This is a genomic window from Aeromonas aquatilis, assembly GCF_054052405.1.
Window position 1 is genome coordinate 18,424 of the sequence record NZ_JBSTYP010000033.1, and the last position, 12,378, is coordinate 30,801.

Consider the following 12,378-nt stretch of genomic DNA (forward strand, 5'->3'; position numbering starts at 1 on the left):
ATCATGAATAAAGACTCCGTCTATTACCGACAGGTAGCATTACTGCTCAAGATGCTGCCAATCATCGCCAATGAGAAGATGTTTGCCCTAAAAGGGGGAACTGCTATCAATCTTTTTGTACGTGACTTCCCCCGACTGTCTGTTGATATCGACTTATCCTATCTGCCACTCGAGCCTCGAGAAGAAACGATAGCCAATGTCAGGGCCGCATTGCAGCGCATTGTCGAACAAGCGAATAGCCAGCAAGGCCTACAAGCACGTCTTCAAGACAATAACGGGGATGAACTCAGGATTATCGTCACAGGCGCAGCGACGATCAAAATCGAACTCTCGCCAGTTGCCCGAGGCACACTGCATGACCCCGAAGTGCTTCCTGTGGTTGAAGATGTCGAAACTGAGTTTGGCTACGCCGAAATAGCAGTTGTCAGCATGCCTGACCTTTACGGGGGCAAACTCTGCGCGGCAATGGACAGACAACACCCACGGGATCTGTTTGACGTCCGAATGCTATTGGCTGCAGAGGGGATAACCCGGGAGATATTCGTGGGCTTCCTCGCTTACACACTGGGCCATCCCAGACCTATCAGCGAAGTGATGGACCCAAGATGGAAAGATATCTCTGGCGCGTTTCAACAGGAGTTTGAAGGGATGACTAACAAGCCCGTCACCTTGGAGGAACTGCTTGAAGTCCCCGAAGCAATGTTTGCCGCTTTAAAAGCCCAGTTTACCCCACGTGATAAAGACTTTCTCCTCTCCTTCAAACGAGGAGAACCCGACTGGACACTGTTTGATATACCTACCGCAGAACAATTACCCGCGATTCGTTGGAAACTACAGAATTTGCAAAAATTGCGAGACAAGAACCCTGAAAAACATCAAGAGGCATTGGTAAAACTCGACAAGGTTTTAACGACATGGCTTGTTGAATAGTCCCTTTAGAGGAAAGCCGCACCATCAGTGCGGCTCCAGAACATTACACCTTCACCGGCTAGAATGCTTGCATCTCGACATTGAGCGCGGTCTCAACGGTGAGCTTGAACAGCTGTTTGGATGAGTGTGTCAAGATCTTTTTCAGACTTAATCTCTTTAGCCAGCAGAGCTGGCCAAAGCTTTGAGTTTGTATTGATCCAATTTTACTAACGAATGTATTTTTTGAAAAATCACTTATTCACGGATGGTTGCACATGTATATTTATAGGTTCTTGTATTTATCACGCTCAATATATTTGGAGTCACTACTTTCAATCCCAATATCTTTTTTTAACCATGGCGATAATTCGTCGACCTTTAACTTATGGTTTTTTCTACGCGCTAGCAATCTCATTATTGATTCAACCAGATTACTTCCTACAATTTCCATGATAACCTCGTTTTAACCTCTATTATTAACATGAAATTGAGTATCATTAATCGATACTAGGAAGACCAACGATGAAATCTAACCAAACACATAAGCGTAAGTTATACATATCCCAGATCAGTGCACTACACACTTTCGAAGCCGCTGCACGTCACAGCAGCTATTCCCGCGCGGCTGCTGAACTCTTTATCACCCAAGCAGCTGTTAGCCAACAAATTCGAGGACTGGAACAAACCCTCGGGATCAAGCTGTTCATCCGTGAAGGGCGCAGTATGAAGCTGACAGAATGGGGCCATCGCTTACTCCCATGGGTAAGCCAAGGAATGGCTGCATTCGAACAAGGGATAGCGTCTCTTGAAAGAGAACCACTCGAGGGGGTGCTGAACGTTACCGTCCATCCCTCCTTCGCCAGCCGCTGGTTGATGCCAAGACTATGGCGCTTTGTAGAAAAACATCCGGAAGTTGAGATACGCCTCAATACACAGACCCAATTATTGCCCATTGGCCGTGGCGGTATGGACCTAGCGATCCGCTACTGCAAAGAGGTCGAACCAACACTTCATTCATGTCTGCTACTCAAAGAATGTGTATTTCCAGTCTGTGCTACGGCCCTTGCAGATAAATTCCAAGCCATTGAATCTCTCTACAATACCGTCATCATCTCCGGGCCCGATTATGCCGGGAGCTCATGGGAAAAATGGTTACAAGAAGCAGGCTATCAACTGGATTTAAAAAAAATAAAACGTCTGGAGATCAACAGTAATAGCCTAGCTTTGGACATGGTTCTCTCTGGCAAAGGGGTTGCCCTGAGCAGAAGCGTGCTGGCAGGTGATCTAATTTCAAATGGTCTGCTCACCAAACTATTTGACTACTGTTATAAATCTGACAATGGCTATCACCTGGTTTGGGATGCTGACTCTCCAAGATTAAAGAGGATCGTCTGTTTCAGCAATTGGATCAAAGAAGAGATAAGACAAAGCGTGAATAACTATGAAGATGAGTGAATATACTCTCATAGTAAACAATGACCTTTGAAGGTTGTTGTTGAATAGTACCTTCAGATGAAAGCCGCACCATAGGTGCGGATTCAAGAGCCTAACCCCCCGCTATCAGCGCCTGCACTTCTGCGCACGTCTGCAGGTACCGCGGCCTCTCAAGCTCCCCCCCGATAAACCGCCGCCCCAACCTGATCGCCGCTCTGCCGGAACTGCCATTTTCTTCTTTGCATCACCAGCATCGTCTCATTTATCAGGCGCTCTTTTTCAATCCCCCCGCAATGCTTGTGAAGCGAGACCGCGCCTTACGACTTTTTCCATACAAGGTATAACACGAAGGTACCTCCGAGCGCGGCGGTGATGATGCCCACCGGGAGCTCTTGCGGCGAGAGAATGGTCCGGCTGATGACATCACCGGTGGTCAGCATGACGGCGCCCCAGAGCGCGACCAGCGGCAATACGTATTTGTGGGTCATGCCTGTAAACGGACGCACAAGATGCGGGACCATCAAGCCAATGAACCCGACGACGCCAGTGAGTGCCACTATCGACGCGGTACAAAAGGCACAGCAAATGAAGATCTCGCTGCGCAGGCGATGCACATTTATCCCCAGTGAGTGGATGGTCTGATCCCCTACCAAGAGGGTATCCAGCGCACGGTAGCGTTTAAACGCCAAACCAACGACACATAGCAGGCCTGCCAGCGCGAACAATAGATTGTCCCAGCGGGCAAGCCCCAGGCCACCCATGGTCCAAAACAGGATCGAGCTGGCCGCACGCTGATCACCTGAGTAGATCAAAAAGCTGGTCGCCGCGCCGAACAAAAACGAGATGGCCAAACCACAGAGCACGAGATTATCGTTGCCGCGCTTTTTCTGCATCGAGAACAGCACGATCACCGCCGATGCCGACACTATGCCACCAATAAAGGCGGCCACTGGCAGCGTCCAGGCGCCGAGCGCATCGCCAAGGCGGGTGATCACCAGCACGGCCCCTGCCGATGCCCCGGCCGATAACCCAAACAAAAACGGATCAGCCAGGTCATTGCGGGTCGCCGTTTGCAACAGCGCCCCGACCATGGCCAACCCCGCCCCGCCGATGATGGCCAGCAAGGCTCGTGGCAACCGCAAGTCCACCAGAATACGGCTGGTCATCTCCATCGGTTCATCGCCAAACGACAGCAAGCCGGCCAAGACTTCACTTAGCGAAAAGGTGATCGAACCAAACCTCAGGCTCAGCAAAAACACCACGATCAGGGCTACCAGCCCAACCAGCCACATCAACTGATGTGCATTGAGTTTTAATGGCATGGGTTACTTGGGATAAAACGCATGCGAGAGCTGTTCAATTGCATCCACATTCGCCGGGCCGGGGGTTAATTGCTCGTAGCGCAGTTTCACGTAACGCCGGTTTTTCACCGCATTGGTGTGTTGCATCAGCGGGTGATTTTCGAGGAAGTGTTGCAGCGAATCGGCACCGCTGGCACTTTGATAATCCAGCAGGATGATCACGTCCGGATTGGCTTTCGCCACGCTTTCCCAGGAGGTTGTCGCCCAGCTGGTTTCCATATCATGGGTCACGTTGTGACCGCCTGCAGCACGGATCATGGCATCCGGCATGGCGTATTTACCCGCGGTAAATGGCTTGTCTTCCCCCGAGTCGTACAAGAAGACGTTTTGCACCTTGGCTCCCGCCGCCGGTGTTGGCAACGCCGCCAAGCGGGCTTTCCAAGCAGTCACCAATGCAGCGGCCTGATCCTGGCGATCAAAGATCACCCCCAGTTTTTCAATGTCGCCGTATAGCAACGCCATGCTCGCGGGCTGATCCACTTTGTGCGTGAGCACGCAGCTTTCAGTCAGCACCAGGGTATCGATGCCATAGGGTGCAAGGGTCTGCGGCGTCACTTCCCCTCCCACCTTCATGCCGTAACTCCAACCGGCGAAGAAGAAGTCCGGTTTCGCCGCGAGCAGCGTTTCCAGAGTGGGATACTTGGGTGCCAGCTCAGGGATGACCCCCAGTTGCTGCTTGAAGCTTGCTGACATTTTGTACCAGCCGCTGATGCCGGTGACGCCGACCACGCGCTCTTGCAGACCCAATGCAAACGCCATCTCCGACATATTGATATCGTGAAACACCGCGCGTTCAGGGCGTTTTTCAATCGTCAGCGGGCTACCACAGCTCTCCACTGTCACAGGGTATTGAGTGCTGGCAGCATGCACAGCAGCCATCGGCAGCGTTAACGCCAAAGCGGCAAACCATTTCATCAGGCAACTTCCTTAGAGGGACAAACAGAGTGTGACGCAGCTTCAAAATGATGAATCGAGCGGCTTCCTTGAGGGTGATTGAAGGTCAAGACCTGCAATCCAAAAATCGGAGTTATGTATTCGTTGCGCATAATCACGTTGGCCGTATCGCACCTCACCACGGCTTGTTGCGACATCAGCACCACCTTATCCGCAAACGGCGCCACCAACGGCAGATCATGCAACACGGCAATCGCGGCAATGCCTTTACGGCGCACCAATGCCAACAGCTCCAGCCGCGCCAGAGGATCAAGGTGGTTGGTCGGTTCATCGAGCAACAGCAACTGCGGCTCCTGCGCAAACGCTCGAGCAATATGTGCTCGTTGCTGCTCGCCGCCTGATAGCGAGCCCATCTTGCGCGCACTTTTGCTGGCCAGATTAAGCTCGCATAGTGCTTTGGATACCACCTGCTCATGGCGGTCCTTACAACAACAGAACGTATGCGGCACACGACCAAGACTCACGTATTCACGCACACTCAAGCGCGGGTCTACGTGATCATTCTGTGCTACCACCGCGATCACCTTCGCTTTCTGCTGGGGCGACATCTTGCTCACTGGTACACCGGCAATGGTCAAAGTTCCTTGAGTTGCGAGGTATTCACCGGTGATCGCTTTGAGCAAGCTCGATTTACCGCTGCCATTGGGGCCAATCACAGCCACGCATTCCCCCTCCGTCATACTGAAGGTCGCGGACGCCACAGCTTGCCAACCGGCAGGACTGACAGCCGAGAGCCGCTCAAGGTGTAACAGGGAGTTAGGTGCTGTCATGGGGGACATCTCAGTGTAAAACGAAGTAATTGTTACGATATAACATAACACCTAATTTTCAATAGAAGAACTCCTACATTTTAAGGGGGGTGTCGTCAACAGCCGTCAGAACTAGTACAGCTTGCAGATTCGGCGCTCTATAACGCCAAATCATCCGGACGTAACTGCATCAAAATGGCGTAACCAGCAAGCATCTACACCCAGATGTTTTTCCTTATGTAATTCCCCCCATTGGTAGAAGGCGGCGATTAGCCGCCTCCTGCACCAACGTTATTTCCCTTCAGCCACCGCTATCAATGCCTCCACCTCCGCACAGGTCTGCAGGTACCGCGGCTTCTCAAGCTCCACCCCGATAAACCGCCTCCCCAACGTGATCGCCGCTTTGCCGGTAGTGCCTGACCCCATAAAGAAGTCCGCCACCACATCACCAGGGCGACTGCTGGTCCGAATGATATGCTCCATCATGGCCAGCGGCTTCTCGCAGGGATGTTTACCCGGGTAGGCTTGCACTGATGGGTACAACCACACATCGGTAAACGGCACATCCTGGGTGACAGAGAACGGCCGGCGCAACTGCTCATACTCCGCCCGCAACTCGTCATAGGATGCCACCAGATGGCTGTAGGTCTGGTGCAACCCCTGATAAGTCTCGCTCAGCCCGGCATAATCCTGCCCAAGTGCCCTGCCCCGTTCGGCAAACAGCCCCTGTAACTGGACATACTGATCTCGGCTCGGCAACTGCCACTGACTGGCACCGAACCAGTGACCAGCCATCTTGGTGCCGGTTACCCGGTTAATATCGGCAGCACTGACCCCCGCAGCCTCCCGGGCATGGCGGAAATACTCAATCAGCGGGGCAAACACCTGACGGCGCAGATCGTGGCATGCCTTCGCATAACCCGATCCTGCCTTGGCACTCCCCTCTGCCCCAACCTGCTCAGCAAAGATGATCCGTTCGCTCGCCGGCCAGTACGCTCTCATATCGGCCTTGCGCATCCGGTTCCAGACTCCTGATGGCTTAGCCCACACGATATGGTTCAACACCCGGAAGCGATCCCGGATCAGCATCTCCACATCCGCATTCATCCGCGGTGAGCAGAACAGGTACACAGAGCCATTGGGCTTTAGCACCCGCTGGAACTCCAACAGGAAGGCATCGAGCCAAGCCAAAAAAGCAGTCCCACTCTCCCACTGATTGTCCCACGCCTCCTGCTTCACCCCGAAATAGGGCGGGTCAGTTGCAATCAGATCAACGCTTGCCGCCGGCAGCGTCTTGATAAACTCCAGCGAGTCCACGTTCACCAACCGCACCCACCCGTCCTGTAATTGTTTTTCCATGACTACCTCCAAGCAGGGGCTCAGAGGCACTCGCATTGTTGATGACCTTACAACGGGGACACTTAATGTCGATCTGCCCCACAAAATTTGCCAATTTCTTGCCGCAATGGCCGCATCGTAATTCATACATATGATCAGGGGTCCTTAAGCGTGATAAGCTCACCCCGCTCTGCAGAGCAATGGTGGCCTTGGCTTAGCCCGTGACCTTGAACATGTGGCTAGGTGGCCTGGTGGCGTTACAAGCACCGCCTGGTCGCCACTATCTCTCAGGCAACAAAAAGCCCGCCACATTGCTGTGCGGGCTTTGTTTTTCGTCCAATGAAAAAAGGACCGAACCTATTAGGGTACAGTCCTCTATCATTGATTTCTATGTTAGCAAATATTGCAAGGGGATACCAATATAAAAATATCACACAAGAATCAATCTTGGTACTTGTTGTGTGATGCCAGAGTGCCCCGTCTGATGATAAGACTACCGTACGAACTGATGCGACGTACGGTAGCCGGGATCAACCAAATGTCTTGCTTAGCTCCTTTAGATCACTAGCTCGTCTGAGCAAGTGTTCGCTGGTGTTACTGACATGGTCTATTTTTTTACTATTCTCATTAGAGAATGATGAAATGGAATTTATATTCCTGCTTATTTCCTCTATAACCACATGTTGCTGTGTTGCAGCTGAAGATATTTGATGTGAAAAATCTGACACCTTATCTATTTCGATTACTACTTTATTTAAATTGTCTGAACTTTGACGGGTGCTTACAAGACACTCATTCGTTTTATTGACATTCAGGTTCATCATGTCCTTCCACTGCCCAAGCGTACTTTGAATATGTCCAATACTGCTCTGAATTTGCTCAGTAGCTTTGTGTGTTCGAGTTGATAAATTGCGAACTTCATCAGCAACAACAGCAAAACCACGACCTTGTTCACCGGCTCTGGCTGCTTCAATAGCTGCGTTTAGCGCTAACAGATTGGTTTGATCTGCGATGCCTTGTATCTCAGACATGATAGAGCCAATCCGTTCTGATTCACTTGATAGGGATAAAGCTGATTCAAAAGCACTTTTCGCTTGAACAGCCAAAGCAGAAATATCAGCTCCCACAGCTTGTAGTTGTTGATTTGTAGTAATACAGTGACTTCGAGCATCTTCAATCTGACTGTTACTATCCTGAATGTTTCGACTTATTTCTTCTGCCGCCGAAGCCATTTGTGTTACAGCAGTAGCTACTTGTTGGATTTGTAAATCTTGAGAAGATATATCATTGCTTGCAGATGAAGCAGAGCCACGAAGTTCATTTGCCATGGTTTTCAATGAAAATGTTGCATCGTCCACGCGCCCCAGCACTGTGCGGATCCTGGCTTGCCAAAGCTTTATGTGGAAGTCAGCAATGCTGTGAGGGGAATTACCAGAAAAGATAAGGCGACTAATACTGTCATAATCTTCCCTCAAGTCTTTTAAAAAAATTGGGGTTAACAATAGTTGATGGCGATTTAATAATATGGCGGCTATCAATGGTGTTAGTATAAAAAAAGCTTGTACTGGGGGAAGAAACCAAACGGTGCTAGCGATGCTCAACAGCAATAGAAGGGGGCTGAGAAAGGTTAAGCTACCCCAATGAAAATTCATGATTGATTTCGAAGAGCTCTCATTGAAAATTAACTTGCTGTACATTATACTTGCACGCTTTTTATGTTCAGGATCTGGCCGGCAACGAACAGATTGATAGCCAGACACCTTACCATCGTTATAAATTGGCGTAACATATGCATCTACCCAATAGTAACCACCATCTTTACAGCGATTTTTGACTATACCTCGCCATGGTTTGCCAGCCTTTAGATTAGTCCATAAGTCAGCAAAAGCAGCTTTAGGCATGTCAGGGTGGCGCACCATATTATGATGTTGGCCAATCATTTCATCTAAGCTGTAGCCGGCAATTCTGCAAAAATCTGGATTAGCATAAGTAATGTCACCTTGTAGATCAGTGGTAGATACTAGCTGTAAATTCTCAGCCACTTCTACTTCGTGGTCTGTAATAGAATCCTTTTTGTGTTTCATTTGAGCATCCCGTTCAAATCTAGAGGTTGTCGTGAAGCGATTTAATTCTTATCTAAGAAGCAGTTATTGATAGTGAATGGCATTATCAATAACTTATGGCTTCATAAAAAATTATCACTTTCAACTTTATGATTTTTACTTGCATTGGTATTCTCAGCGACTAGCTATATCGGCAGCATCTTTAGTTATTTCATGACCCCTTTGTCCTCATACAAAGATCTGTTTACTGCTTTCTCAAACCTAAGTAGTTGGCCTATCTTGATACTGCAGATAGATGGCGTGAAATGCAGCCTTACTCTGCAGGGCCGCTGCAACACAGTCAGGATCAAGATGACTACCTGCATTCTCCACCAGATAAGCAAATGCCTCATCAAATGACCAGGCTAGTTTGTAAGGGCGCTCGCTACTCAAGGCATCAAATACATCAGCTACGGCAACGATACGCGCTTCGATCGGAATAGCATCTCCCGCCAATCCTTCTGGATATCCTTTACCATCAAAACGCTCATGATGGTAGCCAATGATGTTCTTGAGCATGTCAGTATGATGGATCCCATCGAGTTCAAACTCGCAGATCATCCGTGAGATAATATCCTTCCCTTTGATGGAATGGGTTTTCATGACCTCGAACTCGTCAGTAGTCAATTTGCCGGGTTTCCTCAAGATGGCATCTGGTATCGCAATCTTGCCGATGTCATGCAAGCCGGAGAAGCGGTAGATAAATTCAACATCTTCATCAGTCAGAGCATGAGTTGATACTAGAGCTTTAGCAATATTACGGGAATAAGCGGACATTCGGAGTAGATGGTTGGCAGTCTCTTCATCCCGATAACGGCTGAATTCCAATGCCGTGGCCAATGCGCTACCCAGAATCTTGATGGTCATAAACTCCATGGCGATGACACTTGACAGTATCTGGGCATAAGACGACAGCTCGCCCTGAATATTTTCATCAAAATAGTTCGGTTCAACAGCATCGCAGAATAGAAAGCCGAAGAGTTTGTTGTTGAACCACAGTGGTTCGGTGTAACTGGAAGCATAGCCAGCAGCGACCAGCTTACGATTGTAGTCAGAGTGGGAGTGTTGCCCATTATTCAGATCATCAATCACTCGGGGTTGCTTGTGCTCCGCGAGGTACCGTAAGGAGGGAACATCACTTAATTTAACCTCATATTGCAAGAAAGGAGAATGGCCCTCTGTACTGCTGGTAGCGAATGTCTTGAGCAGATCTGTGCGCTGGTCATAAATCGCAACAGATACCTGCCCCAACTTGCTAAAGTGCCTCTTTAGATGGATATGCATACTTTGTAATCTTTCGTCAAATGAGCCATCCATAGCTGTTTGATCTCCGTACTAAAACCTTCCAGTGTAACTATCACGATTTCTTTTTGAGGCTAACAGGTAATTTATGAAAATGTTAATAGTAGTGCATTAATTTTTACCTGTGTATTTTTGATGGTAATGCACCCTTATTAACCCCTTGTAATGTAAGGCATTTCTTAATCGCTGGCCGTTTTACTTTTTTATGTAAACATATATCGACAAGATGGAAATACTTTATGAAACCATGGAAAAAAGGTTGTATGTTGCGAATACAGCAGCTTGAACCGAGCCGATAGTTATTGAACAGCACCACAAAAATACAGTTAAGGTGTCTATCATGAGAAGTTTCGGACGGCAGAGCGACTCAGGGATCCAAGCCTCGGTTCGATGGCACTGCAAACCTAAGTGACCAGGATCGGGCGCAGGCCGGTACAGCCACAGCGCGGGCAGATCTTGTCGATGGGCTTGCCGTGCAATCGGGATGCGTTCATATCCCGCACATTCCCCCTCCCCTTGCACTGACAAGCAGCATCCGGGATATCGGTGGTACTGCATTAGTGCTGTACTTACCAGTGTGGTGCGGACCGCAGAAAAGCTCAGAGCCGAGGGAATGTGTAGCCGTCATGTCACCCTGTTCATCCGCACCAGCCCATTCAATGACAAAGAGCCCTACTACGGCAACCAAATCAGCACCAATGTAGCCATCCCCACCAACGATACCAGAGCACTGCTTGCCCTGATCGGACCCCTCCTATCAAGCATCTGGCTAGACGGGCACCGCTACCAGAAAGGTGGCGTCATCCTTGCCGACTTCACCCCAGACAGTATCCAGCAGGGTGACCTGTTCGCCAGCGAGCAGCAGGGGCCACAAAGTAAAGCTCTGATGCAGGTAATCGACAAGATAAACCAAGAAGGACTGGGGAAGGTCTACTTTGGCATAAGGGGACGGGATACCAGCGAATGGATGATGAAGCGGGAGCAGCTCAGCCCAAGATATACAACGTCATTAGCAGAGCTATTGGTCGTGAAATGATAACGGGAACAGCAAAATGATCTTCCCTTGTAAGAGAAGTCCACGTTTTGCACACATCTGAACGGATGTTCCTTTGTCTCCTATAAGAGACAAGAGCAAACCAGATCATGAGAGCCAAGGCAACACACACAATAAGAGTCACGCATGTATCCTGCCAATTAAATACACACAATAGAATGATAAGGTATCCCTAACCAGCTCGATCAGCTCTGAACCGACTCACATTTTGGTTCTGGTAACTCGTTCTCCGGCATCAGCAATGGACTGGGGTGTATGCAGATCACCTTGATAAAGATCCGGCGACAAGCCATTCGTCCAGGCTCCGGCTTGCACCGCCTGGTTTCTGCCTCCTTTTCCACATAGCGCAATGACCGCAGATAAAGCACCACTTTACCTGCATCGCGGGCCGGGATACCAAGAAGGTAGGACACATCGTATAGGTCAAAGAACTCACCATGCTTGAACGCCCACCTTGCAACCTTCAACGCCGGCCACTTCCATTTGCTGTCCATTGAGTCCCTCCATAGCCAATAGTTTTCAATTTAGCTGGTGTGTAGCCACTTTTCACACACGGAGAACCTCGATTTAAAAGTATGTCCGCAGCAGTCATGTTGGTGACTGGTTAGCACAGAATTTGTCCATTATTGGGAAAGATCTATTCAACTTGAGTTTGCTATTAAAAAAGAATGATTTTCGCAAGCAAAAAAAGTTATTTAAATTTTTCATCTTCGATCAGAAGACTTGCATTTGGCGCAGCGGAAGAATGAAAAACCACTCATTGTAAGTGATCACCAACACAGAGCGTAAGGCTCACAATTTACCCACAGCCTAAAGGTTATCCACAGATTGCAATAGAAACACAAGCACCTTATCTTGTGTCTATTAACAAAAATACCACTACATGCGGTGTGACAAGCATAAGCACTAAGAGGCTGCATGATGATTTCAATCTAACTCGGCCTTGCAGGGACGCACTGGACGAAAAATGTGCAAAAAAGATTCAGGTATGGGCAAGAGTGTGCTGATGGGCTTGGCGTAGCCAGCTGTTTACTGGTAGCGTCTGGCAATGGATTCAGCAGGGTCACAAATCGAAACAGAGCGATTGATAATCATGCCTTGTCCCTGATGACAAATGATCGGAAAATTCAGGAATTGGCCACAAGGCCCCCAACAACACCAAACAGCGAGAGAGG

Annotated in this window: 13 protein-coding genes; 3 read left to right on the forward strand and 10 right to left on the reverse strand. The window is 49.1% G+C overall.

The window, feature by feature from the left end; translation table 11 throughout:
- Positions 1-3: 3 nt before the first annotated feature.
- On the forward strand, positions 4-930 hold the full coding sequence (locus ACW5W8_RS14210) for a nucleotidyl transferase AbiEii/AbiGii toxin family protein (protein ID WP_498628393.1): 927 nt from the start codon (positions 4-6) through the stop codon (positions 928-930).
- Positions 931-1,192: 262 nt separating this feature from the next.
- On the opposite strand, the gene ACW5W8_RS14215 is transcribed toward ACW5W8_RS14210, so the two are convergent.
- Entirely contained in the window at positions 1,193-1,360 is a 168-nt protein-coding gene (locus ACW5W8_RS14215) for a hypothetical protein (RefSeq protein WP_498628394.1), read from the reverse strand.
- Between the two features lie 71 nt (positions 1,361-1,431).
- On the opposite strand from ACW5W8_RS14215, the gene ACW5W8_RS14220 reads away from it, so the two are divergent.
- Positions 1,432-2,364 carry a LysR substrate-binding domain-containing protein gene (locus ACW5W8_RS14220; protein WP_498628395.1) on the forward strand — a complete coding sequence of 311 codons (933 nt, stop codon included), beginning with the start codon at positions 1,432-1,434 and terminating at the stop codon, positions 2,362-2,364.
- Positions 2,365-2,660: 296 nt separating this feature from the next.
- On the opposite strand, the gene ACW5W8_RS14225 is transcribed toward ACW5W8_RS14220, so the two are convergent.
- From ACW5W8_RS14225 to ACW5W8_RS14260, 8 genes are all read right to left on the reverse strand, one after another.
- On the reverse strand, positions 2,661-3,665 hold the full coding sequence (locus ACW5W8_RS14225) for a FecCD family ABC transporter permease (protein WP_498628396.1): 1,005 nt from the start codon (positions 3,663-3,665) through the stop codon (positions 2,661-2,663).
- 3 nt (positions 3,666-3,668) lie between these two features.
- Complete coding sequence (locus ACW5W8_RS14230) at positions 3,669-4,619, reverse strand: ABC transporter substrate-binding protein (RefSeq protein ID WP_498628397.1); 951 nt, start codon at positions 4,617-4,619, stop codon at positions 3,669-3,671.
- Positions 4,619-5,428, reverse strand: a complete 810-nt coding sequence (locus tag ACW5W8_RS14235) for an ABC transporter ATP-binding protein (protein WP_498628398.1) — start codon at positions 5,426-5,428, stop codon at positions 4,619-4,621. Before ACW5W8_RS14235 ends, ACW5W8_RS14230 begins: the two co-directional genes overlap by 1 nt.
- A gap of 270 nt (positions 5,429-5,698) precedes the next feature.
- On the reverse strand, positions 5,699-6,766 hold the full coding sequence (locus ACW5W8_RS14240) for a DNA-methyltransferase (RefSeq protein ID WP_498628399.1): 1,068 nt from the start codon (positions 6,764-6,766) through the stop codon (positions 5,699-5,701).
- The gene (locus ACW5W8_RS14245; RefSeq protein WP_386912016.1) at positions 6,678-6,896 is read right to left on the reverse strand and encodes a Com family DNA-binding transcriptional regulator; all 219 of its coding nucleotides are present in this window, start codon (positions 6,894-6,896) and stop codon (positions 6,678-6,680) included. Before ACW5W8_RS14245 ends, ACW5W8_RS14240 begins: the two co-directional genes overlap by 89 nt.
- A 379-nt stretch (positions 6,897-7,275) precedes the next feature.
- A complete protein-coding gene (locus ACW5W8_RS14250; protein WP_498628400.1) occupies positions 7,276-8,829 on the reverse strand; it encodes a methyl-accepting chemotaxis protein in 1,554 nt (517 codons plus the stop codon).
- Between the two features lie 240 nt (positions 8,830-9,069).
- Positions 9,070-10,164: an HD-GYP domain-containing protein gene (locus tag ACW5W8_RS14255; protein ID WP_498628401.1), complete on the reverse strand. Its 1,095-nt coding sequence runs from the start codon at positions 10,162-10,164 to the stop codon at positions 9,070-9,072.
- Positions 10,165-10,553: 389 nt separating this feature from the next.
- Entirely contained in the window at positions 10,554-10,691 is a 138-nt protein-coding gene (locus tag ACW5W8_RS14260) for an antitermination protein Q (protein WP_498628422.1), read from the reverse strand.
- Here ACW5W8_RS14260 and ACW5W8_RS14265 point away from each other — a divergent pair.
- Complete coding sequence (locus ACW5W8_RS14265) at positions 10,634-11,185, forward strand: DUF4113 domain-containing protein (RefSeq protein ID WP_498628402.1); 552 nt, start codon at positions 10,634-10,636, stop codon at positions 11,183-11,185. The genes ACW5W8_RS14260 and ACW5W8_RS14265 overlap by 58 nt on opposite strands.
- Before the next feature lie 203 nt (positions 11,186-11,388).
- Here the strand turns inward: ACW5W8_RS14265 and ACW5W8_RS14270 are convergent, their stop codons facing one another.
- Positions 11,389-11,697, reverse strand: coding sequence for a hypothetical protein (locus ACW5W8_RS14270; RefSeq protein ID WP_498628403.1), 309 nt, complete (start codon positions 11,695-11,697; stop codon positions 11,389-11,391).
- Positions 11,698-12,378: the final 681 nt, after the last annotated feature.